Annotated in this window: 23 protein-coding genes; 13 read left to right on the plus strand and 10 right to left on the minus strand. The window is 65.9% G+C overall.

From position 1 onward, the window contains the following. Positions 1 to 111: 111 nt before the first annotated feature. Both ACFQZZ_RS27295 and ACFQZZ_RS27300 read left to right on the plus strand, forming a co-directional pair. Complete coding sequence (locus tag ACFQZZ_RS27295) at positions 112 to 630, plus strand: DUF2505 domain-containing protein (protein ID WP_378686460.1); 519 nt, start codon at positions 112 to 114, stop codon at positions 628 to 630. Continuing rightward, on the plus strand, positions 600 to 1409 hold the full coding sequence (locus ACFQZZ_RS27300; RefSeq protein ID WP_378686462.1) for a class I SAM-dependent methyltransferase: 810 nt from the start codon (positions 600 to 602) through the stop codon (positions 1407 to 1409). Before ACFQZZ_RS27295 ends, ACFQZZ_RS27300 begins: the two co-directional genes overlap by 31 nt. Here the strand turns inward: ACFQZZ_RS27300 and ACFQZZ_RS27305 are convergent. Both ACFQZZ_RS27305 and ACFQZZ_RS27310 read right to left on the minus strand, forming a co-directional pair. Continuing rightward, on the minus strand, positions 1334 to 2917 hold the full coding sequence (locus ACFQZZ_RS27305; RefSeq protein WP_378686464.1) for a hypothetical protein: 1584 nt from the start codon (positions 2915 to 2917) through the stop codon (positions 1334 to 1336). The genes ACFQZZ_RS27300 and ACFQZZ_RS27305 overlap by 76 nt on opposite strands. A gap of 97 nt (positions 2918 to 3014) precedes the next feature. Continuing rightward, a complete protein-coding gene (locus ACFQZZ_RS27310; RefSeq protein WP_378686466.1) occupies positions 3015 to 3623 on the minus strand; it encodes a hypothetical protein in 609 nt (202 codons plus the stop codon). 99 nt (positions 3624 to 3722) lie between these two features. Here ACFQZZ_RS27310 and ACFQZZ_RS27315 point away from each other — a divergent pair, with 99 nt between their 5' ends. Beyond that, positions 3723 to 4445 (plus strand): DUF2993 domain-containing protein, encoded by a 723-nt coding sequence (locus ACFQZZ_RS27315; protein WP_378686468.1) that lies wholly within the window; start codon positions 3723 to 3725, stop codon positions 4443 to 4445. 3 nt (positions 4446 to 4448) lie between these two features. Here ACFQZZ_RS27315 and deoC read toward each other — a convergent pair whose 3' ends face one another. Then, positions 4449 to 5117, minus strand: a complete 669-nt coding sequence (gene deoC, locus ACFQZZ_RS27320; protein WP_378686470.1) for a deoxyribose-phosphate aldolase — start codon at positions 5115 to 5117, stop codon at positions 4449 to 4451. 150 nt (positions 5118 to 5267) lie between these two features. Here deoC and ACFQZZ_RS27325 point away from each other — a divergent pair, with 150 nt between their 5' ends. Beyond that, a complete protein-coding gene (locus ACFQZZ_RS27325; protein ID WP_378686472.1) occupies positions 5268 to 5855 on the plus strand; it encodes a GNAT family N-acetyltransferase in 588 nt (195 codons plus the stop codon). 81 nt (positions 5856 to 5936) lie between these two features. Beyond that, entirely contained in the window at positions 5937 to 6827 is an 891-nt protein-coding gene (gene purU, locus ACFQZZ_RS27330; RefSeq protein WP_378686474.1) for a formyltetrahydrofolate deformylase, read from the plus strand. A gap of 55 nt (positions 6828 to 6882) precedes the next feature. Here purU and ACFQZZ_RS27335 read toward each other — a convergent pair whose 3' ends face one another. The 5 genes from ACFQZZ_RS27335 to ACFQZZ_RS27355 form a co-directional block, all read right to left on the minus strand. Next, on the minus strand, positions 6883 to 7920 hold the full coding sequence (locus ACFQZZ_RS27335) for an alpha/beta fold hydrolase (protein WP_378686476.1): 1038 nt from the start codon (positions 7918 to 7920) through the stop codon (positions 6883 to 6885). 92 nt (positions 7921 to 8012) lie between these two features. Continuing rightward, a complete protein-coding gene (locus tag ACFQZZ_RS27340; protein ID WP_378687124.1) occupies positions 8013 to 8303 on the minus strand; it encodes a DUF2516 family protein in 291 nt (96 codons plus the stop codon). 78 nt (positions 8304 to 8381) lie between these two features. After that, positions 8382 to 9035: a heparin-binding hemagglutinin gene (locus ACFQZZ_RS27345; RefSeq protein WP_378686478.1), complete on the minus strand. Its 654-nt coding sequence runs from the start codon at positions 9033 to 9035 to the stop codon at positions 8382 to 8384. Further along, positions 9032 to 9535 carry a helix-turn-helix domain-containing protein gene (locus tag ACFQZZ_RS27350; protein ID WP_378686479.1) on the minus strand — a complete coding sequence of 168 codons (504 nt, stop codon included), beginning with the start codon at positions 9533 to 9535 and terminating at the stop codon, positions 9032 to 9034. The genes ACFQZZ_RS27345 and ACFQZZ_RS27350 overlap by 4 nt, the downstream gene beginning before the upstream one ends. Positions 9536 to 9637: 102 nt before the next feature. After that, on the minus strand, positions 9638 to 10975 hold the full coding sequence (locus ACFQZZ_RS27355; protein ID WP_378686481.1) for a DUF445 domain-containing protein: 1338 nt from the start codon (positions 10973 to 10975) through the stop codon (positions 9638 to 9640). Positions 10976 to 11247: 272 nt separating this feature from the next. Here ACFQZZ_RS27355 and ACFQZZ_RS27360 point away from each other — a divergent pair, with 272 nt between their 5' ends. The 4 genes from ACFQZZ_RS27360 (at position 11248) to ACFQZZ_RS27375 (ending at position 15607) form a co-directional block, all read left to right on the plus strand. Continuing rightward, positions 11248 to 11931, plus strand: a complete 684-nt coding sequence (locus ACFQZZ_RS27360; protein WP_378687125.1) for a TetR/AcrR family transcriptional regulator — start codon at positions 11248 to 11250, stop codon at positions 11929 to 11931. A gap of 165 nt (positions 11932 to 12096) precedes the next feature. Beyond that, positions 12097 to 13527: an ABC1 kinase family protein gene (locus ACFQZZ_RS27365; protein WP_378686483.1), complete on the plus strand. Its 1431-nt coding sequence runs from the start codon at positions 12097 to 12099 to the stop codon at positions 13525 to 13527. Between the two features lie 39 nt (positions 13528 to 13566). Next, the gene (locus ACFQZZ_RS27370) at positions 13567 to 14817 is read left to right on the plus strand and encodes a saccharopine dehydrogenase family protein (protein WP_378686484.1); all 1251 of its coding nucleotides are present in this window, start codon (positions 13567 to 13569) and stop codon (positions 14815 to 14817) included. Positions 14818 to 14974: 157 nt separating this feature from the next. Continuing rightward, entirely contained in the window at positions 14975 to 15607 is a 633-nt protein-coding gene (locus ACFQZZ_RS27375) for a class I SAM-dependent methyltransferase (protein ID WP_378686486.1), read from the plus strand. A gap of 505 nt (positions 15608 to 16112) precedes the next feature. Here ACFQZZ_RS27375 and ACFQZZ_RS27380 read toward each other — a convergent pair. Beyond that, on the minus strand, positions 16113 to 16562 hold the full coding sequence (locus ACFQZZ_RS27380) for a hypothetical protein (protein WP_378686487.1): 450 nt from the start codon (positions 16560 to 16562) through the stop codon (positions 16113 to 16115). A gap of 25 nt (positions 16563 to 16587) precedes the next feature. Further along, a complete protein-coding gene (locus tag ACFQZZ_RS27385) occupies positions 16588 to 17349 on the minus strand; it encodes a DUF2637 domain-containing protein (RefSeq protein WP_378686489.1) in 762 nt (253 codons plus the stop codon). 2927 nt (positions 17350 to 20276) lie between these two features. Between ACFQZZ_RS27385 and ACFQZZ_RS27390 the strand changes: the two genes are divergently transcribed. The 4 genes from ACFQZZ_RS27390 to ACFQZZ_RS27405 all read left to right on the plus strand — a co-directional run bounded on the left by ACFQZZ_RS27390 (position 20277) and on the right by ACFQZZ_RS27405 (position 24545). Then, positions 20277 to 20702, plus strand: a complete 426-nt coding sequence (locus ACFQZZ_RS27390) for a VOC family protein (protein WP_378686491.1) — start codon at positions 20277 to 20279, stop codon at positions 20700 to 20702. After that, positions 20702 to 21274 carry a TetR/AcrR family transcriptional regulator gene (locus tag ACFQZZ_RS27395; protein ID WP_378686493.1) on the plus strand — a complete coding sequence of 191 codons (573 nt, stop codon included), beginning with the start codon at positions 20702 to 20704 and terminating at the stop codon, positions 21272 to 21274. The genes ACFQZZ_RS27390 and ACFQZZ_RS27395 overlap by 1 nt, the downstream gene beginning before the upstream one ends. A 310-nt stretch (positions 21275 to 21584) precedes the next feature. Continuing rightward, a complete protein-coding gene (locus ACFQZZ_RS27400) occupies positions 21585 to 22478 on the plus strand; it encodes a TIGR03619 family F420-dependent LLM class oxidoreductase (protein ID WP_378686494.1) in 894 nt (297 codons plus the stop codon). 258 nt (positions 22479 to 22736) lie between these two features. Then, positions 22737 to 24545, plus strand: coding sequence for a DEAD/DEAH box helicase (locus ACFQZZ_RS27405; RefSeq protein WP_378686496.1), 1809 nt, complete (start codon positions 22737 to 22739; stop codon positions 24543 to 24545). Positions 24546 to 24765 lie beyond the last annotated feature (220 nt).

The raw sequence follows: 24765 nt of genomic DNA on the forward strand, positions 1-24765 counted from the left end.
ACCAGCGCGAACTGGGCAACGTCCGGGTACGGTGGCGTGCCGATTGTGGCGGCTCTCCACACTTACCGCCGAGCGATGGCGTGACAACAGGTCCCGGTAACGTAACCCCTCATGGCTCGCCGACTGGACTATTCAGCCCGCTACCCGCTGCACACCACCAAAGAGCTGTACGCGGCACTGTCGAACCGCGACTACTGGGAGGCGCGGGTCACCGAGATGCGAAAGTACTCGGAGAACGAAGTCGTGCGCCACGAGGTGAGCGACTCGGGGATCGAGATCGTGCTGCACCACATCCTGCCGCGCGAGATGCTGCCGGAGATTGCCCAGGCGGTGATGCGCAAGGACATGGTGATCACCCGCAAAGAGAGCTACGGCCCTTTCAACGAGGATGAGGTCGTCGGCAAGTACTCGGCGTCCATCCCCGCGGGCCCCGGCAGCCTCGGCGGCACCATCCGCCTGTTCCCCACCGACACCGGCTGCACCACGCGGTTCTCCTCGGAGGCAAAAGTGTTCATTCCCATGGTCGGTCCACGGCTCGAACAGCTCATGCTGGTGAACCTGGTGGACCTGTTCCGTGCCGAGGCCGAAGAGACCGTGCGGTGGCTCGAAGAACAGAATCCGACCAGCTGACCAAACCGGTCGGCACCATCACCCGCGGTACCACCGGCGTCAACCGGTTGCGGCGCAGTGACCGCCGGCTGATCCACGATGACCTGGTCCGTGGGCGCCTGCGGGCCGCCACGGATCCGCTCGTCGTCGACCTCGGTTACGGTGCGAGCCCATGGACCACGCTGGAGTTGGCGAGTCGGCTGCGGACCGTTCGCGCCGACGTGCGGGTGGTCGGTCTGGAGATCGATCCGGAACGCGTGGTGCCCGGCCGCGACGGCGTCACCTTCGCCCGTGGCGGCTTCGAATTGGCCGGGCTGCGGCCGGTTTTGGTGCGCGCGTTCAACGTACTGCGGCAATACCCGGAATCGGCGGTACCCGACGCGTGGACGACCATCCTGTCGGGCATCGCTCCGGATGGCTTGCTTGTCGACGGCACCTGCGATGAACTCGGCCGCCGCTGCGCCTGGGTGCTGCTCGATCGGACCGGACCGCTGTCGCTCACCCTGGCGTGGGACCCGTTCACCGTCGAGCGCCCCTCCGACATCGCCGAGCGACTCCCGAAGGCCTTGATCCACCGCAACATTCCCGGCGAACCGATCCACGCCCTGCTCACCGCCGCCGACCGTGCCTGGGCCCGCGCCGCGCCGCACGCACCGTTCGGGCCGCGGGTCCGCTGGCGGGCCGCGGCAGAGTCGTTGCGGCAGGAGGGTTTCCCGGTGCGGCCCTACCGCCGCCGCATGCGCGACTGCGTGCTCTCGGTGCCGTGGTCGGCTGTTGCGCCGAACAGCGAGCGAACGTAGCCCGTCGCCGCTGCGACCGAATCCACCGCCGCTGCGACCGAATCCACCGCCGTCGCGACCGAGCCCTCTACCGCCGCCATCGGCAGGATCGAATGCGGCTCGAAGGGCTGACGCCAGAGGCCGCCGTGTGCGGCGCCCACCGCGAACAGACTCTCCGGATTCACGTTGTCCGGTGCGGCAGGCGGTGCCATCAGGTCGGCAACCAGCTTCGCCGCGAGCAGGGCACGCGCCGTACCGGGTTCGAAGACCTCGATGCCGAATCGGTGCGCGCTGCGATATGCCGCCGCCAGCGAAGGCTGGGCCCGTACCGCACCGGTCAAAGCCGGTGGCGCCACGGTGTAGGAGACCGTCCGGCCCGCGGTGTGCGCGAGCACCGCGCGCCAACGCAGGATCCGCTGGGCCAGTACATGATTCGGGCCATCGGCTGGAATGAGCGCATCCGCGACGCTCCAGATCGCGCCGAGATGGTCGGTGATCGTGGTGCGATAGTTCGGCCGATACAGCGTCGACGCGGACAGCAGGCGCAGCAGATTCTGCCCCGTGCCGCGCAGTCTCGCATGCGCCTGCGCGACAACCTCCTCGGGTACGGCGTAGCAGTCGTTAGGCGACCCGAGAACCGCGAGGGCCGCGTCCGGCCTGTGGTCGAGCAGGTCCTCGACCAGCACATCCATCGCGGTGACGAGCCGCACTCCGGAGGGCCCGCTGGCATTCGCGTACAGGCCGAACACCGGCCGCGCATCCGCACCGAGGTGCGCCCGGATCCAGTGCACCAGCGCCGGGAACTGCCTGGTGATGTCGGCGCCGGGACCGATGGTGATCGGATACCGCAGCAGCCCGGCGCTTGCCTCGGCGATCCGCGAAAGTTCCTGCCAGCGTTCCGGTCCCGGCAGATCGATGGCGAGCACGTCAGCGCCCCACCGCAACAGCGGGCGCAGCGGGCCGAGTTCGGCCGCCGCCCCGGCGACGATGACCCGAAAGCCAGGCAGGGACAACCATTCAGGATGGTCGATCACCCGCTCCACCGCAGCGGCGAAACCCGGTTCCACGATGCCGCCACGACGCCATTCCGTCAGCTGGCGCTGCAACGACTCCTCGGTCAACACGGTCTCGCGATACGGGACTTCGAGTCGAGCAGACGGTTTCGCAGTGCCCTCGACCCGGACGGTATCGAGCGTGCCGGGCTCGGCGACCGTTTCCACATCGACGCTGCGTAGCGGCGCGACGGTAGATCCGGTGACGAAGCGCAGCAGATTGCGCGCGGAACGCAGCCCCTCGGTCGCGATGCCCACCGAAGCCGCGGGCGAGCTGGCAGCTAGCGCGGTCAGCCCGCGAAACATCGTGCGGTACGAGCAATGCCAGTCCCGGCAGGTCTCCACCGATTGTGCGAGATCCGCGTCATACCCGCGGACCGCGTCGGCTACCACGGCGGTGGCGAACATGTCGCCGATCCGCTCGGGAGCGCCGGAGGGGAAGACGAGATCCCATTTACTCTGACCTACCGTCCCCATGATCAGTCACCCTGCCACGATTGCGCGCCGGGCAAAACCGGACGACGGGGGAATTCATAGCCGGACCGAATCACATCGAACCCGCGCACCGCGTGACTCACACGCCGGTGAGGGCCCGATACAGCCGGGCGGCCGCACGCGGCGGCAGACGCACACTGGCCGAACGGATTTCGTCGCGCGCACATCGATGGATAGCGACCGCGTCGCCGACCACCTCGTCCAAGGCGGTCTGTCCGATATCCGCCTCCGCCAGATCCAGCACTGTCCGAACCGGCGTCGTCACCAGGAACGAGCCCGCCGATTCGACATCGGCGGCGATCAAGGGACGGCGCAGCACCACCAGGCGCGGCGTCACCGGCGGACGCCCGGCGGCGACCGACAGATGCAGGAATCGTGGCCGCAGTCGACCGAGCCCGTGCAGTTCCGCCGCGCTCTGATGCGACACCGCGGCAGCACCGTCGAACCAGGCCGCCCACATGGCGTATTCGTCGAGCGGTCCCGCTCGACAATCGGTCAGCCGCAGCAAACCGACCCCGGCGCGCGTCACCGACCCGTCGGCGAGCGCCGCCCGCACGCGCGCCTCACAACCGGTGCGCAGCACCTGCCTTGTGGTGAAGAATCCGGCATGGCGACCGGCCAGGCGCCGCAACACCCGCCATCCATGCTCCGCGGAATTCAGTGCGCGGGCCGCCGCATCGCCAGCCATGGCCACCAGGCTACGCTCGAAACTTGTGTCACATGTCACAATCGAAGCCCTCACCGCGCCCTCAGAGCGAACACAGAAAAGTCGGGAAGAATCGGCGTCATGAGTCAGAAGCCTCCTGCCACTGTGACGACGAACCGGCGCACCCTGGTGATCGCCCTCGTCGTGGTCGCGACGCTGCTCATCGGTGCGCTGGTCGGCGGTGAGGCATATGCCAGACATAAGGTCTCGAGCTGCATCAGCTCGCAATTCGAGAAAGAGATGGGCTCGAAGATCGATGTCGGCTTCGGCTGGAAGCCGATGCTGATCACCTGGATCGACGGCAAGGTCTCCGAGGTGACGGTGGACAGCGACGACTCCAAGTTCGGTCCGGCCGTCGGCATGGTGGTGCACGCGCGCTTCAACGGCATCGAGCTCGAGGACGGCGGCCAGGGCGGCGGTAGCGTCGACAGCTCGTCGGCCGATGTCACCTGGAACAACGATGGCATCGAGCAGACGCTGGGCGGCTTGGTCAGCGGTGTTCGCTCCTCGACGAGCAGCGGGATGCTGACCCTGGACGTGCTCGGCGGTCTCGCGCAGCTGCAGGTGCAACCGCAGGTGCGCAACGGGGTGGTGGAGGTGAACACGATGTCGGCAGAGCTGCTCGGCATGGGCCTGCCCACGGATCTGGTGCAAGGGATCGTCGATGTCTTCAGCCAGAGCCTGCAGAGCTACCCACTCGGCCTGAAGCCGACCGACATCAAGGTGACCGACGACGGCATCGTGGTAAAGCTCGCGGGCGGACGTACCGAGCTGACGGCCGACCCCAACGCTACCCGCTGCTGATCCTCAGGCGGGGAAACCCTCGAGCACCGCACGGGATTTGGACAAACCGAGACGGGTCGCGCCCGCGGCGATGAGTTCCGCGGCGGCTTCGGAGCTACGAATCCCACCGCTCGCTTTGACGCCGAGCCGCCCACCCACGGTGTCTGCCATCAGCGCGACCGCGTGCACGCTCGCCCCGCCCGCAGCGTGGAATCCGGTGGAGGTCTTCACAAAGTTCGCGCCCGCGCGCTCGGCGGCCCGGCAGACCTCGACGATCGCGGCATCGGGCAACGCCGCCGACTCGATGATCACCTTGAGGACCGCGCGATCGCCCATCGCCTCACGTACCGTGACGATGTCGGTCAGTACCGCGTTGTAGTCGCCGGCCAGCGCCGCACCGACATCGATGACCATGTCCACCTCGGCCGCGCCGTGCTCGACGGCAAGGCGCGCCTCCGCGCCCTTGACCAGCGAATGATGTTTGCCGGAAGGGAATCCGGCAACCGTCGCGATCACCACGCCGGGTGCGCGCACCGGCAGCATGGACGGCGACACGCAGACCGCGTATACGCCGAGCGTACGCGCCTCGACGATGAGCGCGTCGACATCGGCGGTCGTCGCCTCGGGCGCCAGCAGGGTGTGGTCGATCATGGCGGCCACTTCGGCCCGGGTCAGCGACGTGGAATTTGCCATGGGGTGAGAGTCTGGCACACCGGTGGCGAATTACATTGCGAGCCTCGGGACCTTCGCGCACACTCGTTAGTGTCGGTGGCTGTGCACGAGTCGGCCACCGTCGCAGGAGCATGTACGGATGGCCCTACTCGTTCAGGAGGAGAAGACACCGTGCTGATCCGACGCGAACACGCCGATGATGCCGCTGCCATCGCGGCGGTCCATCGCAGTGCGTTCGGACCGCAGTACGCGAACGGCGATGCGCGGTACACCCTCGCCGATGCCGACATTCTCGAGATGACCGGCAAAACCGCCGACGACGGCGCTGTGGAGCCGCCCGAGGTCGATCTGGTCGCCCGCCTCCGCAGCGATGAAGGCTGGATCCCCACCCTGTCCTTCGTGGCGATCGAGCACGACAGGGTCATCGGCCACGTCTGCCTCACCCGCGCGGCCGTCGGCCCATTTCCGGTCCTCGCCCTCGGCCCGATCGGCGTCGTCCCCGAACATCAGGGCAACGGCGTCGGCGCGGCCCTCATGCACGCCGCACTCGGCGCGGCCGATGCCCTCGACGAACCCCTGGTCGCCCTGCTCGGCAGCCTCGACTACTACCCCCAATTCGGCTTCACCCCCGCCGCCCGTCTCGGTATCACGCCCGACGAACCGACCTGGGTTTCCCACTTCCAGGTCCGCCCGCTGACCGCGTACGAATCTCAGATAGTCGGCGAATTCCATTACGCCGAGCCGTTTTATGAACTCTGAGACGAACCCGGACCGGGGAGCGCGATCCCGTCACCCATAGGTGCGGCAAATCAGGCACAGCCGACCTGGGAGGATGTACCGATGAGTTCCGCTCCATCCGCTCTCGACGACCGCCGTTTCGTGCTCAGCCTCGGCTGCCCGGACCGTCCGGGCATCATCGCCCGAATCACCTCGTTCATCGCCGAGTTCGGCGGGTCGATCGTGGAGGCCGGTTACCACTCGGACGTCGACACCGGGTGGTTTTTCACCCGGCAGGCGATCAAGGCTTCGACGGTGCCGTTCGGGATCGCGGAACTGCGGGATCGCTTCGCGGGTGTGGCCGCCGAGCTTGGGCCGGAGACGGAATGGCAGCTGCTCGATTCCGGGGAGCGGCGGCGCGCGGTGCTGCTGGTCAGCAAGGACGGGCACTGCCTGCACGATCTGCTCGGCCGGGCCGCGAGCGGTGAGCTGCCCGCCACCATCGAGGCGGTGATCGGCAACCATCCCGATCTGGCAGGCATGACCGCGGCACACGGGGTCAAGTTCCACTACGTGCCGTTCCCGAAGGATCCGGCCGAGCGCGGCCCGGCATTCGAGGAGGTGCGGGCGCTGGTCGACTCGCACGACCCGCACGCGGTTGTGCTCGCCCGGTTCATGCAGGTCCTTCCGCCCGAGCTGACCGAGCACTGGGCGGGCCGGGCGATCAATATCCACCACAGCTTCCTACCGTCGTTCGTCGGCGCCCGCCCCTACCACCAAGCCTTCGCCCGCGGCGTCAAACTGATCGGCGCAACCTGCCACTACGTGACAGCAGAACTGGACGCGGGCCCGATCATCGAACAGGACGTAATCCGCATCGACCACGTCGACGAGGTCCGCGACATGGTCAGACAAGGCCGCGACATCGAACGCGTAGTCCTGGCCCGAGGCCTCCGCTGGCATCTAGAAGGCCGAGTCCTAGTCCACGGCCGCCGCACAGTCGTCTTCTCCTGACCACGCCCCGCTGGAACGTGGCCGCCATTTCACTGCCGTGGGTGTTGGTGGCGGGTCAGCCGACGGCTTCTACTGGCTGGCGTACCGATTCCAGGACTCGGGTGAGTTCCTGGTTGAAGCGCTCGTAGGCCTCGGCGTTGCCGAGATGGCCGGTCTTCAGTACCTCGTAGCGGGCCAGACTGCCGGTCTCGCTGAGCATTTGGACGATCCGTTCGGAGTGCACCGGTGGGGTCATGTCATCGAGTGAGCCCGCGAGCACCGTCGTCGGCACCACCAGGTTCCGCGCCGATTCGCCCAGGTTCATCTCGGCCAGCAGGATGCCGAATTCGGCGCGGACCCGCGCTGGGCAGGATCGCACGATGGCCATGCTGAATGCGATTTCGTCGTCGGTGGCGGCGAGGCTCATGATCTGCCTGGCGAAGCCCCAGCGCACCGGAGCCAGCGGCGGGAACCCGATGGGTGTGCCGAGCCCGCGTCGACCGATGAAGAACGGCAACGGGATTCGCAGCTTCAGCAGCGGCAGCGGGCGGTTGAACAGCGGCACGACGGTGGTCTCCGCGATCAGCTGACCGGGGGCGGTGTTGGTCAGCAGCACCGCGAGTGCCTGCTCGGCGACCCGCTCTGGGTAACGTCCGGCCCAAGCCTGCAGTGTCATCCCGCCGAGGCTGTGCCCGACGAGCACGGCCTGTTGACCGGGACGCAGGGTGGCCGCGAGGACAGCGGCCAGATCGTCGGCGAGCAGGTCAGTGGTCAGCGGGCTGGAGCCGAACTCGCTTTCACCGTGCCCGCGCTGGTCGTATGCGATCACGCGATATTCGCCTGCGAACGCGTTGATCTGGGCGTTCCAGTATTCGATGGCGCAGGTCCAGCCGTGCACGAGCACGATCACCTGGCCGTCGGCCGGTCCGTATGCGTGCACACGCAGCCGGGCGCCATCGGCGGTAGTCACGGGGACGACCTGATGCGGGACGGTCGGCGGGTTCAGCGCCGCGGTCGCATAGGTACGGTTCCGCAGGTTCGCACGGTGAACGTCTAGCAGGCCCCGGACCTGTTCCGGGAGGCTCGCCAACGCAGACGGCAACATTGCACGCATCGGACACTCCTTTGTGTTACTGCTCGATACAGTAACCCCGATGCGCGCTGCTAGCTAGAGCTAGCACTCAGAATGTTATGCCGGATTCCGCCCTACCAGCGCGGACCGCGCTGAATCTCATCTACCTTCGGCCGCACATCGGCCAGATAGATGCCGGTCGCGATGATCGCGATGAGCGCGAGCAGACTGGTGACCGTCAGCGAGAGCAGCAGGAACAACAATGCCGCGGCGAGGATGGCGGTCCAGATCGGCTTGGTTAGCTTGTCCACAGCGGTGAACGCGTCGGGACGCTGACGAATAGCGTGAATCAACGCGAAGATCGTCGCGCCGAGTGCCACCAGCCGCAGCACGAACAAGATCATGCCGGTCAAATCGTGCGCCATATTCACCCCACCCATCATAGGAGCAACGACCCCACACACGAGAGGTGTGCGGGGCCGTTGGTCGTGCGGGTCAAGCGATTAGACCTTCTTGGGAGCAGCCTTCTTGGCCGGCGCCTTCTTGGCGGGAGCCTTCTTGGCGGGAGCCTTCGCGACAACAGTCTCCTCGGCAGGGGCGGGCTCGGACTCGGTGGTCACCGTCAGCACCTCGGCCTCGACGACCGGCTCGGCCGCGACCTCTTCCTCGTCCTTGACCGGGCGGCCGAGCAGGTCGTTGACCTTGCCGAGCACGTCCTCCGCGCGGGTGACAGCGTCGGTATAGAGGGATTCCACGCGCTCGATCTGATCCTCGACCAGGTGGTTGGCGCGCAGCCGCTCGACGGTCTCCTCGCCGCGAACGGCCAGGTCCGAGTACAGGTCGATGACCTTGGCGTAGTACTTCTCGGCGAGCGTGCGCAGCTCCTCGGGGGTGAACTTCTCGCGCAGCTCGGCGAGGTCCTCCGGCAGCTCCGAGGGCAGCCCGGCCAGCCGCTCGCGCAGCGTCTCGAACTGGGCCTGCACATCGGCGGGCACGTTGGCGAAGCGCTCACGGGCCTCTTCGACACGGCCGGTCACATCGGCGGTGGCGGCACGCTCACGCACCTGGGTGACAGCGTCGATAACGGCGGCATAGACCGCGTCACCAGCGCCGACGGTGGCGAACAGTGGTTTGGTGGACTGGTTCTTATCGGTCATTCTTCAGTCTCCTGGCGTGGCGGAGTGTCGGTTGTCGTGCGCGGAACTTCGCTGTCCCATTGATCCCCCCCTGACTCGTCCCCTCCGTTTTCGCGGCGAAACGATTCATAGATTTCCAGCAGGACCTGCTTTTGCCGTTCGCTGATCCACGTATCGGCAAGCAGGGCATCCCGGACCGGACTGTGCGGCCGCTGCTCGAGATAGCCAGCCCGTACGTACAACACCTCCGAAGACACTCGCAGTGCCTTGGCGATCTGCGCGAGTACCTCGGCGGACGGATTGCGCAATCCGCGCTCGATCTGACTGAGGTACGGATTGCTCACTCCCGCAAGGGTGGCGAGTTGACGCAGCGAGACTTGCGCGGCCTCTCGCTGTGCCCTGATGAAGCCTCCGATGTCGTGCGCCGCGTTCACGACGCGGGCCGCCTTTTCTCCGACCCCTGCCGATTGCTCGGCCGAACTGTCGTTGTACTTGGCGGAAACCTCGGGCTGGTCTGCCATCACTCACCTTCTGGCGGTTGTACGGTTCAATTCTAAGCGAGGGTGCTAGCTATTGCAAGCACTCTGTAAGCACTCTTCCAGCAAACATTCGGCGCTCTACGCTCAGCCGTGGAACAGCAGCTGAGAAATTGTGTAGATCGCGAGCCCTGCCAGCGATCCGACCACCGTTCCGTTGATGCGAATGAATTGCAGATCGCGCCCAACCTGCAATTCGATCTTCTTGCTAGCTTCCTCAGCATCCCACCTGGCTACCGTGTCGGTGACCAGGGTCGCGATCTCCCCCGCATAGTTTCCCACCAGATACCGTGCGCCTCGGTCGATCCATCCATCTACTTTTGCGCGCATCTCGTCGTCGTCGCGCAGCCGCTCGCCGAGCTGCTGCACGTTCTCGGCCACCTTCCTACGCAGCGTACTGCTGGGATCATCCGCCGATTCCAATATCAGCCGCTTGGCCGCACGCCAGGTCGCCTCGGCCATGCCGGTGATTTCCTCGCGACCCATGACCTGCGCCTTGATCCGCTCGGCCTTCTTGATCATCGCGTCGTCGTGTTGAAGGTCATAGGCGAATTCCTCGAGGAATCGATTCGCCGCTAGGCGTACCTCGTGTTCGGGGTTCGAACGGACCTTCCAGGTGAACTCGACGAGTTCCCGGTAGATCTTTTCTGAAAGCAGAATGTTTACGAATTTCGGGGCCCATTGCGGTGCGTCACGCAAAACGATCCGGTCGATCGTCTCCTGGCTACCCAAAGCCCACTGATGCGCGCGCTCGGCAAGCATGTCCAGCAGCGGCAGCTGCCGGTTATCGGCAAGCAGTTCGGCGAGCACTCTGCCGATCGGCGGACCCCACAGCGGCTCGGCGATCCGTTTGACGATCGTGTTGTCGATGATCTGCTCGACGTCCTCGTCGCGCAGCACCCCGACCACCGCACGCAGGATGGTCGAACTCTCCTCGGCCACCCGGGCGGCATGGCCGGGGTCGGCCATCCAGCGCCCGACCCGCCAGGAGACCTGCGCCGAGGTCACCTTCGCCGAAACCACGTCCGGAGCAAGGAAATTCGAGCCGACGAAGGAGCCGAGACTGGCGCCGAGCTGATCCTTCTTCTTGCGGATGATCGCGGTGTGCGGAATCGGCAGACCCAGCGGATGCCGGAACAGCGCGGTCACCGCGAACCAGTCGGCAAGCGCACCGACCATGCCCGCCTCCGAAGCCGCGCGCACATAGCCGACCCAATCGCCGCCCGAACCGCGCGATTCCAGCCAGCGGCAGAGCAGATAGATCACCGTCGCAAAGGCCAACAGCCCGGTGGCCAGCGCCTTCATCCGGAACAGGTCCCGCCGTTTGCCTTCATCGTCCACGAAGGCCGCGAAGGAACTGGGTGCCGCTGCGGCAGGCTGGCTGCGCGTATCGAGAACCGCGATGTTGCCGGGAGCTTTCTCCATGCCTCCATTCTGCTGTGCCCGACGCGCGGCCCGACTCGGCGTGGCGCGGGCGGCGTGTGTCGACACCCCGCCCAACTCCCCGGTCCTGGTCGGCAAATATGTGGTTCCTGCCGCATCAGCGACCCAAACGCACATCTCACCGGTTGCCTGGACCTAAGCTTGGGGCGACGGAGCCCAACGGCTCGAAGCCCGAAACCCTACGAACGAGGGAGCTCACGCTGTCCACCGAAGACCTTGTCGACGTCGGCGAGCGCGCCGAGCGACCGGCGGCGGTGCGCACCGGCCGGACGGACGGACGCAAGCGCCGGTGGCGGCAGCACAAGATCGACCGGCGTGAAGAGCTGGTCGACGGCACCCTCGCGGCGATCCGCACCCGGGGCAGCAATGCGGGCATGGACGAGATCGCGGCCGAGATCGGCGTCTCCAAAACCGTCCTCTACCGGTACTTCTCCGATAAGAACGATCTGGTCCACGCGACCATGCAACGGTTCATCGAAACCACGCTGATGCCGCGGGTCTACGACGCGATCAGCCTCGACGCCGACGAATACCAGCTGGTGCGCTCGGCCCTTTCGGCCTACGTCGGCACCGTCGACGAGGACCCCGAGGTCTACCGCTTCATCATGGGCAACGGCTCGGCCGACCAGTCCTCGCTCGCGGAGTTCGAGAAACTCTTCGCCGAGGTCGTTTCCGTGGTGATCACCGATCGCGCGGGCGAGAAGGGCATCGAAACCGAAGGCGCCCTGCTGTGGTCCTATGTGCTGGTCGGCGGCATTCAGCTGGCCACGCACTGGTGGACCACCAATAAGTCCATGTCCCGCGAAGAAGTCATCGACTACCTCACGATGATGGCGTGGAGCGCGATCGAGGGGATGGCGCGGGCCAACGGGTCGCGCGAAGTGTTCAACGCGCAGTCGCATGTGCTGCCGACTCTCGATACCGACTCGGGAAACTGAACAATCGCCCGACTTCGGGCACACCCACCGGGTGCTAGCTGGGCTGCTAGCTGAAGTTCACCAGGCCGCTCGACTTTGCGGGAACGTTGGCTAGTCTGAACCCGAGCGGTGCGCCGAGTGGGCTGCGTCACCGCCCCGCGCGTTGGCACCAATGGAGGTACCTCGATGGCGAAGCAAGTGCCGACTTCTCGGCTTGCTCGTGGCACCAAGCTGGGTGCGGTCGCAGCCAGCTCGGTCATCCGGACGCAGCGCACGCGGTTATCGATGCGGGGTAGGTCCGATGCCGTGCGGGCGAAGATGGCCGAGGAGTCCATGATCCGCACCACCGAGCAGGTGGTCATGGTCCTGGGGACCATGAAGGGCGTGGCCATGAAGCTCGGCCAGATGATGTCGGTGCTCGATCTTGACCTGGTGCCCGAAAACCACCGCGAACGCTTCCAGAAGCGGCTTGCCGTGCTGCGCAATGCCGCACCGACAGTCTCGTTCGAGTCGATGCGCCAGGTGATCGAGGAGGATTTCGGGCAACCGCTCGATCGGGTGTTCGCCGAGTTCGAGGCGACGCCGATCGCGGCGGCCTCGATCGGCCAGGTGTATCGAGGCACGCTGCACGACGGGCGGCAGGTCGCGGTGAAGGTGCAGTACCCCGGCATCGACGCGGCGGTGCGCGCGGACCTGAAGAACCTCGCCATGTTCCGCCGGGTGCTGCAGTCGGCGATGCCATGGGTGACCCCTGCCGTACTCGACGAGTTGCGTCTGAACATGGAGAGCGAGCTCGACTACCAGGCCGAGGCCAACACCCAGCTGCAGATCGCCGAACTCTACGCAGGGCATCCGTTCATCGTGGTGCCGCGCTCACTGCCGGAACTCAGCACCACCAGAGTGCTGGTCAGCGAGTACATAGAGGGCATGGGCTTCGAGGCGATCCGCCAGCTGCCCGATGCCGAGCGCAACCGGATCGGCGAGATCATCTACCGCTTCTATGTGGGCTCGCTGTTCACCTTCCACGAGTTCTGCGGCGATCCGCATCCCGGCAACGTGCTGCTTGCCACCGACGGCCGGGTCGCCTTCCTGGACTTCGGCCTGTTCAACCGGATGGATCCGGAGCACGTGCGATTCGAGACGATCTGTCTGCGCGCGGCCGCCGAGGATCGCGCGGAAGACCTGCGGGAGTTGATGATCGAGCGCGGCGTGATCGACTCACCCGAGGAGATCGGCGCCGAGGAGTGCCTGGATTACGTGCTCGCCGCGTCGGAATGGTGTCTGCTCGACGAAGAGCTGACTATCACCCCCGAGCTGGCCAGCGGCGCGTTCCTGCTGGCGGTCGACCCGAGGGCCAGCGAATTCGCCGGGATGAAACAGCAGAATCTGCCGCCGGAGCACCTCTTCTCGCGCCGCGCCGACTTCCTGACCTTCGGCATGCTCGGCCAGCTGGAGTGCACCACGAACTGGCATCGCATCTCCCGCGAATGGCTCTACGACGAACCTCCGGTCACCGAACTCGGAAAGCTTCATCACCAATGGCTCGCCGAGCGTTCGCCGGTACCGCCGAAAAAGTCACGGGCACGGGCAAAGAAGCCCGTGCGGGACAAGGCATGACACAAGGCATTTCACCGCATTGATCGGGAGCAGGTAACGATGGCAGACAAACGAGAATTCGACCTAACGCTTTTCGGCGCAACGGGTTTCGTCGGCAAGCTCACCGCGCAGTACCTGGCGGGCGCCGCACCCGAGTCGGCGCGCATCGCGCTGGCCGGACGTTCGCTGGACAAGCTGACCAAGGTGCGCGAGGAACTGGGACCGGCCGCGGCGAACTGGGAATTGGTGGTCGCCGATTCCACCGATCAGGCCGCACTCGACGCGCTGGCCGCGCGAACCACGGTCGTGGTCACCACCGTGGGACCGTACCTGCGCTACGGCCTGCCGCTGGTGGCCGCCTGTGCGAAGGCGGGCACCCACTACGCCGACCTCACCGGCGAGCCGCTGTTCATCAGGGACGCGATCGACCAATTCCACGACCAGGCCGCCGAAACCGGCGCGAAGATCGTGAATTCCTGTGGCTACGACTCGATTCCGTCGGACATCAGCGTTTACCAGCTCTACAAGCGCTCGGTCGCGGACAACACCGGCGAACTGGAGGAGACCACGCTGATCGCCTGGCTCAAGGGCGGCGCAAGCGGCGGCACCATCGACTCCGGCCGCGCGATGATGGAGGCGATCGCCGCAGACCCGTCCAAGGGTTCGGTGCTGTCACACCCGTACTCACTGAGCCCCGACAAGTCGATGGACCCGGATGTGGGTCGGCAGTCCGATCAGGCGCTGCAGCGGGCAAGCAGTATCGACCCGAGCCTGGACGGCTGGGTTGCCACGTTCATCATGGGCGCGCACAACACCAAAATCGTGCGGCGTACCAATGGCCTGCTCGGCTGGGTGTACGGCAAGAACTTCCGCTACCGCGAGGTGATGAGCGCGGGCAAGTCGCCGGTGGCACCGCTGGTCGCGGCAGGTATGGCGGGCGGCATCGTGGCCACCATGGCGGCGGGCGCGGTGCTGTCACGGGTGTCGGCGGGCCGCAAGCTGTTGGACAAGATGCTGCCGAAGCCGGGCACCGGTCCGAGCGAAAAGGCCCGCACCAGTGGCTGGTTCACGATGAAGACGTTCGCGCGGACCACTTCGGGCGCCAAGTATGTCGCGACCTTCGCAGGCACCGGCGACCCCGGCTACCAGGCGACTGCGGTGATGTTGGGCGAGAGCGGCCTGTGCCTGGCCTTCGACGGCGACAAGCAGCCGGAACTGGCTGGCATCCTCACTCCGGCATCGGCGATGGGTGACGCACTCACCGACCGGCTGCGGGCTGCGGGGATCACCATCGAGGTCGACCGGACCTGAGTTGACCTGCGGAGGGCGGTGATCGATACGCGGTCACCGCCCGATCCGCGCCATCCGACTCCCCAATGACGAGGAGCCCAATGGAATTGCCAGCCGGTCCACGCGGCCGTCGCCGCCCCGACACCGCATCGATAGCGGCCGAACCGAGGATGAGCTCGTGAACCTCGCCCGACGCACGATGAACGCGCCCGCGCTCGCGGCGGTATACGAAAAGGCCTGGCGACCAACGCTGTTCTATCTCGCCAGCGGACGCACCACAGCCGCCGACCGGCGCGACGCCGTTACCGCACTGCACCTCGACGGCGCCAAGAAGGTCCTCGATATCGCTTGTGGCCCAGGCAATTTCACCAAGCACCTGAGCAACGCACTCACCGACGACGGCTACGCGATCGGCCTGGATTACTCCGAGCCGATGCTTGCCCGCGCCGTCACCGACAATGCGGGCCCCCGGGTCGGCTACCTCCGCGGCGATGCCCGCCGACTCCCCTTCGCCGACCGCACCTTCGACGCCGTCTGCTGCTTCGGCGCCCTCTACCTCATCCCCGACCCCATCGCCGCCACCCGCGAAATGATCCGCGTCCTAGCACCCGGCGGCCGCATCGCCATCACCACCAGCCACCGCGCCGACAGCCCCTTCGGTCACGCCAGCCGCATAGTCGGCGGCTGGAGTGGACTACGAGTCTTCGACACCGACATCTTCCCGAAGCTCTTCGCCGAGAACGGATTGGTCAACGTCGACCAGCAGGTCCACCGGCTGTTGCAGTATGTGAGCGCAAGCCGCCCAGAGTGAGTTCGCGGCTCGCACTGCTCGAGACATTGGTACGAGCTCCAATGGCGGGAACGTCGGGTGCCGTGATCGTGCGATTCGTGCTCACCAGCCCGTCCTCGATACGTGGTTCATCGCAATAGATCTCCATGTCGATATCGGGCGCCATCGCCAAGTCGTAGGCGACTGCGCCCACGAGCACTGGCGTTCCGAAGGCCCGCCAGCGCTCGAAGAGCTTCAGTCGAGCGAGAATCTCATGCGCTTGCTCGGCCCGTTGTCGGCTCTGCTCGAGGACATTTGGCATATCGCCTCCCGAAACGGGCACTACTCTGCGAAGACAGCATTACCACGCCGAATGACCTGTTGTCACCTGCCGGCTCGTTGCGCCGACGAAAACTGGCCGACACCGATTGCGCCGGTGAGTATTTCGGCGTGAGCAATGAAAGGCGAGAAATCGTCCGGAACCGGCGATTCGCTCGAATAGCCTTTGTCTCGCTCCGTCTTCTCCGAAAGGTGATGTGCCAGTCCGTCATCCGGACATGCTGAAGTCACCGTTCTCGTTGATGTTTACCGGTAGCCACTGGCTTTGTGCCAGTGCCTCGAGAACGCAGGTCACCAGCAACTTGCGGCCACGCCGGCTCACCGTGTATTCGAGGGACGGGTGCGATTCGTGGCTTCGGATCATGCCGTTGCCCCCCTGTCGCGGGGTGGGCTCCGACAGCATCCAGAAAAGCTCGGGTCCGATCAGAATCGATTGCCCGCCGCTCTCGTGGAACCATCGGCCGGAATATTCGATCAACAGATCGGTGAACGCTTCCGCGCTGTCCGCCGCTTCGGTGAGCTGATTCAAGGCTGTGGATCTGTCAACGGTACTCAGGATGACGGCCGCCAATCGGCCTCCTATTTCACGGAACTGGTCAATACCCTGGTCCTGCCAGACGATAAAAGGCATGGCTACTCCATCGAAGTATTCGAGCATGACTGAAGTATTCGGACTCGTGCGATTACACGCGGACCGCTGCCGGGACCACCTGACGGCCGTCGGTCACCTTGATCGGGCTGATCTTAGCTTGCACCGGCTGCTCGGCGATGAACGGCACGGCGGCCAGTTCCGTCTTCGCGACGATGTCGATCGGGTCGAGCCGCATCGGCGCAGTGTGGGCTTCGGGATCGGGCTTGGTCGGCGCCGATGCGCTGGCATGCTGCGGCACGGCAGGGACTTCGGCGCGTCCGGTCGTGCGTCCCTGCTGCCATAGCATCAGCGTGAGATGCACTGCGAACAGCAGTGCAAGCGGCATCCCGGCATAAATGGCCACTGACACTGTGCTACCGCCGATCTCGAGTGCGTACTCGACATTCCCGGCGACCGACACCAGCGTCGACAGGACGAACAGCCCCGTCGCGTACCACCAACCGGCACTGAATTTCTTGAATGAGGCAGTGGCAATCATGGAACCGATCACCAAACCGTCGATCGCGATCGGCACATTCGAGGCGAGGTCAGGTAGGACTAGGTTCGTGATGGCCAGGCCGTGCAAAGCGACAAAGGACATCTCGAATGCCTTGACCGCCACGACAGCAGTAACAATCAGCGACGCATGCGCCGGACGCGGCTTGAGCCAGCGCCGCCAGTTCGCCAAGGACGCACCGAGCATTGATGCGGGCGGTTCGTCGAATTCCTCCGCCATCGCAGGTGTGATCGTCGTCATGATGGGGAGCGTAGCGTGTACGTCGCGATGTACACCGAAGCCCATGGGGAAATACATTTCGAGTCGTCGCCGTGCGAGCACGATGCGCCTGTGGCGATCCCGGTCCCACGCCCCCGCCAATCGACGCCGTTACCCGACCTGAGCGGTAAAGATATTGTCCGACAATTCATCTCGCGTCCGAACGAAACCGGAGTGGCTCCGGCGTGGCGAACGAAGCGTCGTCGATGACGCGTCACCTTCCGAAGAAGAAGGAGGAGGAGATGCCCGAACCGTCCATCCAGCGAATGCCCGAGAGGGTGAACAACGATGCCGATGTTCGAAGGTCGATACGCGGATTGCCCGTCCGGGCCTGTGGCACATGGTGTACTTCTTGGCCGCGTCGGGTACGTAACTCATGGCGGCAGTAGCAAATTCGGCTGCGGCCCGAAGCTGACCAGCAGCCCACAATCTCCGCCCGCCGGAGAGACTGGCGACCCGCAAGGCTGACATTCAAGACAAATACCCCGCCAGTTGGCAGCACGGGCGCCGCCCAGGGTGCCCGTCCTCCCGCTCCTCTCCCGGACGTCACCTGAAAAGCGACCAGAATGGGAACCCCATGCATAAGAAGCCGGGCCGACACATACTGCGCTGGTGCATGTTTCGCCGCGCGAAATGAGCGCGAGCCGCTAACTGGATTCACCATCAGATGAATGGTGTTGGAGTACAAGATATTCACTCGGATGGCGGTAGTGAATGATCCGAGGTCCCAGCTTCGGGCCAAGGACCCTCGGCGAGATCCACCGAGTGCGCCCGGCCTGGGATGGTCCGAGGGAGCGGGGATGGTGGCCCACAGCATGTTGCCGCCGCCAAGTCGTTGGTGGGGTTCACAGGCGAAGCCAGAATCACCGTTTCACCGTCATTACCGAAAGTGCTTGGAACGTAACCACAGCCAGTCCTCACGCCGGAACCAGTGTGCCTGCCTAACCAGGTTGCGGAAGACAAAGCCGGGTACCGCACACGACGCCACCCCGTACTGCCCCGAACATCGCCAGGAAGTGAGCTCGACCAACCAGCCACCTCCCCCGTACTGGCTGCCCTCACCACCTAAAGCGCCTGAAACGCAACCACAGCCAGTCCTCACGCCGGAAGCCGCGTGCCTGCCTACCCAGGCTGCGGAAGACCAAGCCGGGTACGGCACACGACGTGCCCAGCACTGCCCCGAACACCGCCGGGACGTGAGCTCTGTCTACCAAACCGGGGCACGCTACCCACAGCTCTGGCCTACTCCAGTGAGTTCCACCGGGGCAACCTCGAGCAAGTGAGCTCGGTTTACTGAACCCAGGGCGCACACCCCAACACCGACCGCCCTCACCACCTAAAACGCCTGAAACGCAACCACAGCCAGTCCTCACGCCGGAAACCGTGCGCCTGCCTACCCAGGTCGCGGAAGACCAAGTCGGGTACGGCACACGACGTGCCCAGCACTGCCCGCAACACCGCCGGGACGTGAGCTCGGTCTACCAAACCAGGGCACGCTACCCACAGCTCTGGCCTACCCCGGTGAGTTCCACCGGGGCAACCTCAGGGAAGTGAGCTCGGCCCACACACCCCAGGACGCACTCCCCAGCACCGGCTGCCCTCACCACCTAAAGCGCCTGAAACGCAACCACAGCCAGTCCTCACGCCGGAAGCCGCGTGCCTGCCTACCCAGGCTGCGGAAGACCAGGTCGGGTACGGCACACGACGTGCCCAGCACTGCCCGGAACACCGCTGGAAGGTGACCTCGGTCTACCAAACCGGGGCACGCTCCCTACAGCTCTGGCTTACCCCGGTGAGTTCCACCGGGGCACCTCAGGGCAGTCAACTCGGTCTACCAAACCTGGCACGCTCCCTACAGCTCTGGCCTACCCCGGTGAGTTCCAGCAAGGCAACCTCAGGCAGGCGAGCTCGGTCCACCAATCCAGGGCACGCTCCCAAACGCTCCGGCTGTCCTCGGCGAGTTCCAGCGGAGTGCGTCAGGGCGGTCAGCTCGGTTTACTGAACCCAAGGCGCGCACCCCAGTTTTGGTTGCCTCCCCGTGGTTTTGCCGGGGGCAGTGCTGGGCACGTCGGGTGCCGTACCCAACCTGGTCTTCCGCAGCTCTTCGAGGCAGGCACACAGCTTCCAGCGTGAAGACTGGCTGTGGTTGCGTTCTCCAGCGGTAAAGAAATCCGTCCTCACACCCCGTGCTGTAACCGCACACCCGGTCTACGGGGTGTTCGGTTGCGGCGCTGGGTGTTCGGACGACAGTTTGGCCTTCCGCAGCTCTTCGAGGCATGCCCACGGCTTCCAGCGTGAAGACTGGCTGTGGCTGCGTTCCCGGACGGTAGAAATCCGTCCTCACACCCCGCGTCCCAGCCGCACACCCCGTATACGCAGTGTGCGGCTGGGATACGGGGTGTTCGGTACGACAGGTTTGATCTTCCACAGCTCTTCGAGGCACGCCCACGGCTTCCAGCGTGAAGACTGGCTGTGGTTGCGTTCCCGGCGGTAAAGAAATCCGTCCTCACACCCCGTGTCGTAGCTGACACCCCCCGTACAGCGTCCTCACACCCTGTGTTGTGACTGCACACCCGGTATACGGGGTGTTCGGCTGTGACGCTAGGTGTTCGGACGACAGTTTGGTCTTCCACAGCTTTGCGAGGCATGCCCACGGCTTCCAGCGTGAGGGCTGGCTGTGGTTGCGTTCCCGGGTGGTAGAGAAATTCCGTCCTCACACCGCGTGTCGTGGCTGCACACCCCCCGTACAGCGTCCTCACACCATTTGTTGTGACTGCACACCCCGCATACGGGGTGTTCGGTTGTGGCGCAGGGTGTTCGGACGACAGTTGATCTTTCGCAGCTTTGCGAGGCAGGCGCATAGCTTCCGGTGTGGGACTGGCTGTGGATGGGTTCCGGGCTTTTCTCTGTCGCGCGAGTGAAATGGGTTGGGTAATTCGGTACGGGTCGTACTGTATTGTTGGAGTGTGGCAGTTGATAGCGAGGTGTGGCCGGAGTCGTTGCAGGTGGCGCAGGTTCGGATTGCGCGGCCTACCGATCGGTTGGCAGAGGTGGTGCGGTTCTATGTCGAGGGGGTGGGGTTACGGGAGCTGTATCGGTTCGAGAACCACGCCGGGTACGACGGGGTGATGCTCGGATTGCCCGGGGCCGGATACCACTTGGAGTTCACCACTCATGTGGACGGCAGTCCTGGCGATGCCCCCAGTGCGGAAAACCTTCTGGTGCTGTACTTCTCGGGCGAAGCGCAGATGTACGACGTGGCGTGGCGACTCGGTGAGTTCGGCGTGGAACCGGTGGATGCGGAGAATCCGTATTGGGCCGAGAACGGTGGGCTGACATTTCCGGATCCGGACGGTTGGCGGGTTGTGTTGATGCCGCGCCCGGTCTTCTGATGGCGGGTAGGGCGCGGGAGGACCGGATCGATGCTGCGGTGTTGACGGCGGCGCGGGAACTGCTCGACGAAACCGGGTATGCCGATCTGTCCATCGGTCAGGTTGCCACCAGGGCCGGTGTCCATCGACCGGCGATCTACCGCCGCTGGCCATCGAAGCGGCATCTCGTTGTCGACGTGGTCGCCGACCTGCTCGGTCGTCACCCGACACGCGACACCGGCGACCTGCGCGCCGACCTGACCGTCGCGATGCGCAATCTGGTTGCCGCACTACGCGATACCTCGCTACATCGAGTCCTGCCGGCCCTGGTAGCCGACCTGGCCAACGAGCCCGCCCTACGAGACCATTTCCTGGCCACTGTCTTCGAGCCACGCAGGCAAACCACGGCCACCGCGCTGCAATCGGCGATCAACCGCGGCGAGATCGACCCGGACCTGGACATGGACTTCGTCCTGGACGCCATCGCCGCCCCGATCTACTACCGAGCACTCTTCGGTCACCTGCCATTGACCGACGCCCTCGCCGACCAGTCCGTCGCCGCCGCATTGCGTGTCGTCGCCCCGTCTCGTTGACCGACGCCCTCGCCGACCAGTCCGTCGCCGCCGCATTGCGTGTCGTCGCCCCGTCTCGTTGACCGACGCCCTCGCCGACCAGTCCGTCGCCGCCGCATTGCGTGTGGTCGCCCCGTCTCGTTGACCGACGCCCTCGCCGACCAGTCCGTCGCCGCCGCATTGCGTGTGGTCGCCCCGTCTCGTTGACCGACCCTCGCCGGGCGGCGGTGGTTCACGCCGCAGGCGAGGTCGCGCGCGGCAGGATGGATCTGCTGTCGGTCGGTGTTGGCCTGGTGACCGTAGTCACGACAGGAAGGCCGACAGAATGCATGTGGACGAGTCCGTTGGCGCGAGCGACGGACTGCGGCTCGGTATCGCGCCGCACCGGTTGTGGACGGATGTGGACGCCGAGCTCGACGACGTGGTGGAAACTGCCCGTACCGCCGAGCAATTGGGGTTCGACCATGTGATCGCGGGCAGCCACGTGCTGGCCGGGGAGTTGGGGGTCACGCTCGATCCGGTGGTCATGCTGTCGGCGATTGCGGGGGCGACATCGCGGATCGGCATCGTGACCAGCGTGCTGATCCTGCCGCTGTACAACCCGATCGTGCTCGCGCACCAGACCGCGACGCTCGACCGGCTGTCGCGTGGACGGTTCACGTTGGGTGTCGGGACCGGCTGGGACCGAAACGAATTCGAGGGTGTCGGCGCGCCGTTCGAAGCACGCGGGAAGCGCACGGACGAGCATTTGGAGGCACTCGGCACGCTGTGGTGGGGCGAGTCGTCCGACATCCGAATCGGTGTCGCGCCACGCACGCTCGGCGGCCCGCCGGTGTGGGTCGGCGGGCAAAGCGATGCCGCATTGCGTCGAGCGGTGCGGTTCGGGGCAGCATGGTACGGATCTGTTTCCGGGCCAGCGGAACTCGGCCGGATCCGCGGCCGGTTGGCCGAGCTGCTCGAGACGTCCGGCATCGAACGCGAACCGCTACAGACGAACTCGGTGGCGTTCGTGGTGCCGCCGGGATTCACCGCGATCGGCCGGGATCTGGGGCGACTGCTCGGCGGGCCAGAGGCGTCGGCCGGAAGCATTGTCGATGAACTCGGCGCGCTGCGGGAAGCCGGACTGAGCGCCTGCTCGCTATGGCTGCCGGTGCCGACAGCCGCATTCGCCGACGCAATGGCTTGGGTCGCGCAGGAGGTCGTGCGGCAGCTGAGGGGTCGTTGATGGGAGTGGTGTGAATTGCGTGAGTGTTCGGGCCGATAGTGACGTACGACGCCTCTGCCGCGTACGGACAGGATCTGCGCTATGGTTGCTAGTCGGCGATTGTTGATCTTGCACGGTCGCCCTATGTCCGTCGTGGATGTCTTTCTTTCGCGTCGGCCCCGCAGCTGGGTGTCATAACACCGAACGCAGGTATGGACACCCCATCCTGCGCGCCGCTGCGGTACAACACCCGATGCCGGAAAGGCACCCGTACCACTTATGACGACTCGTTCCTCGAGCCCTGCCCCTGTTACCTCTTTTGCCGCGCTCGGCGTGCGCAAGAAGCTGGTCGACGCGCTCGCGTCGAATGGCATCACCGCACCGTTCCCGATCCAGGCCGCCACCCTGCCCGACTCGCTCGCCGGGCGTGACGTGCTCGGCCGCGGCAAGACCGGCAGCGGTAAGACGCTGGCCTTTTCCATCCCCATGGTCGACCGGCTCGCGGGCGGCGTGCGCAAGCCCGGTCGGCCCTCCGGCCTGATCCTTGCCCCGACTCGTGAGCTGGCGACCCAGATCACCGCGACCCTGGAGCCCATGGCCGTGGCCTGCGGGTTGACGGTGACCACGATCATCGGTGGTGTCTCCCAGGTGCGTCAGAGCCGAGCCCTGGCCGCGGGCGTCGATATCGTCGTCGCCTGCCCCGGCCGGTTGGAAGATCTGATGCGTCAGCGCGTCGTGCACCTCAACGAGGTGCAGGTCACCGTGCTCGACGAGGCCGATCACATGGCTGACCTCGGTTTCTTGCCTGCGGTGACCCGGATCCTCGCGGCCACCCAGTCGACCGGTCAGCGACTGCTGTTCTCCGCCACCCTGGACAACGGCGTGGACAAGCTCGTCAAACGATTCATGCGCAATCCCGCGTCGCACTCGGTCGACGAGGCCAATTCGCCGGTGGCCGCGATGACCCACCACGTCTTCGAGGTCGGTGGTGTCGACGCCAAGAACGCGCTCGTACGCACCCTCGCCTCCGGCGGCGGCCGCCGAATCCTGTTCATGCGCACCAAACATCAGGCGCGCAAGCTCGCCAAGCAGCTGACCACGGCGGGCATTCCCGCGACCGATCTGCACGGCAACCTTTCGCAGGTCGCACGCGACCGCAACCTGGCCGCGTTCACCGAAGGCACGGCGCGCGTCCTCGTCGCCACCGATATCGCCGCCCGCGGCGTGCACGTCGACGATGTCGAGCTTGTCGTCCACGTCGACCCGCCCGCCGAGCACAAGGCATACCTGCATCGCTCCGGGCGGACCGCCCGCGCGGGCAGTGCCGGTGACGTGGTCACCGTCGTGCTGCCGGAACAGCGCAGGGACGTCGCCGGGCTGCTGCGCAAGGCAGGCATCCAGGTCAGCCCGCAGCGCGTGACGGCGGATTCGACACCCGTGACGGATCTGGTCGGCGAGATCGCGCCGCTCGTCGCACCGACATACAACCCGACCGCCTCCACACACACCGGCGGACAGGCTCGCAACAGGAACAGCCGTCCGAGCGGTGACGCCGGGCGTGGTGGGCCGTCGCGTGCGCGCGGTGCCGCGACCGGTGGGTCGCGTACGCGTGCCGGGCAAGGCGCTGGCGGCGGACAGCCGCGTCGCCGCGACAACGACACCGTGGCCGGTGGCCGTGGTACCGGCTTCGACGGCCGGTCAAGCGGCCGCTCAGAGCGTGCTGCCGGACCGTCGCGCAGCAGCGACGGGCGTGGTACCGGCTTCGATGGTCGGCCGAGCGGCCGCACCGAGCGTGGTGCCGGATTCGATGGCCGTTCACGTGGCTCTGCTGAGCGTGCAGCCGGTCCGTCGCGCAATGGTGACGGGCGTGGTGCCGGATTCGACGGACAGTCGCGTGGCCGCGCCGACCACGGCGCCGCAGCCGGTGGTCAGCGCAGTCGAAACGGCCGCGGCGCAGGCGTCGCCGTTGCCCGTGGCACCGATTCCGCAGCCGCCCGGTCCCAGGGTCGCCCCGCCCGCACCGGCGCGTCGCACACCCGCACCGCCTCCCGCGATCAGGCTGCGCCGCCCCGCGCGGGCCGTCGCTGATCACCCGATAGACATCACCGGCCGACCCCGGCCGATCAACTGAACGAATTGCCTTCTGGCACAACCGAACGGCCCCTCGAGCCTTTGCTCGCAGGGGCCGTTCGGCTGTCGACCGGTGGTGGAGTTGCTCGGCTGCGTGGTTTGCTGCTGCCTGCGGTCCGCAGGATCGGCAGGTGGGGGTCGGTGCCGCCGATGGGCTCGGGCGGCCGCCAGGATGATT

The sequence above is a fragment of the Nocardia sp. GCM10030253 genome (assembly GCF_042675075.1).
Lineage (GTDB): Bacteria > Actinomycetota > Actinomycetes > Mycobacteriales > Mycobacteriaceae > Nocardia.

Coding starts and splice junctions, on each gene's coding strand:
- ACFQZZ_RS27405 (WP_378686496.1), top strand. CDS start 22,737: ATGACGACTCGTTCCTCGAGCCCTGCCCCTGTTACCTCTTTTGCCGCG.
- ACFQZZ_RS27340 (WP_378687124.1), bottom strand. CDS start 8,303: ATGGCGCACGATTTGACCGGCATGATCTTGTTCGTGCTGCGGCTGGTG.
- ACFQZZ_RS27345 (WP_378686478.1), bottom strand. CDS start 9,035: ATGACCGATAAGAACCAGTCCACCAAACCACTGTTCGCCACCGTCGGC.
- purU (WP_378686474.1), top strand. CDS start 5,937: ATGAGTTCCGCTCCATCCGCTCTCGACGACCGCCGTTTCGTGCTCAGC.
- deoC (WP_378686470.1), bottom strand. CDS start 5,117: ATGGCAAATTCCACGTCGCTGACCCGGGCCGAAGTGGCCGCCATGATC.
- ACFQZZ_RS27295 (WP_378686460.1), top strand. CDS start 112: ATGGCTCGCCGACTGGACTATTCAGCCCGCTACCCGCTGCACACCACC.
- ACFQZZ_RS27385 (WP_378686489.1), bottom strand. CDS start 17,349: ATGTATTTCCCCATGGGCTTCGGTGTACATCGCGACGTACACGCTACG.
- ACFQZZ_RS27355 (WP_378686481.1), bottom strand. CDS start 10,975: ATGGAGAAAGCTCCCGGCAACATCGCGGTTCTCGATACGCGCAGCCAG.
- ACFQZZ_RS27365 (WP_378686483.1), top strand. CDS start 12,097: ATGGCGAAGCAAGTGCCGACTTCTCGGCTTGCTCGTGGCACCAAGCTG.
- ACFQZZ_RS27315 (WP_378686468.1), top strand. CDS start 3,723: ATGAGTCAGAAGCCTCCTGCCACTGTGACGACGAACCGGCGCACCCTG.
- ACFQZZ_RS27335 (WP_378686476.1), bottom strand. CDS start 7,920: ATGCGTGCAATGTTGCCGTCTGCGTTGGCGAGCCTCCCGGAACAGGTC.
- ACFQZZ_RS27310 (WP_378686466.1), bottom strand. CDS start 3,623: ATGGCTGGCGATGCGGCGGCCCGCGCACTGAATTCCGCGGAGCATGGA.
- ACFQZZ_RS27380 (WP_378686487.1), bottom strand. CDS start 16,562: ATGCTCGAATACTTCGATGGAGTAGCCATGCCTTTTATCGTCTGGCAG.
- ACFQZZ_RS27350 (WP_378686479.1), bottom strand. CDS start 9,535: ATGGCAGACCAGCCCGAGGTTTCCGCCAAGTACAACGACAGTTCGGCC.
- ACFQZZ_RS27395 (WP_378686493.1), top strand. CDS start 20,702: ATGGCGGGTAGGGCGCGGGAGGACCGGATCGATGCTGCGGTGTTGACG.
- ACFQZZ_RS27370 (WP_378686484.1), top strand. CDS start 13,567: ATGGCAGACAAACGAGAATTCGACCTAACGCTTTTCGGCGCAACGGGT.
- ACFQZZ_RS27305 (WP_378686464.1), bottom strand. CDS start 2,917: ATGGGGACGGTAGGTCAGAGTAAATGGGATCTCGTCTTCCCCTCCGGC.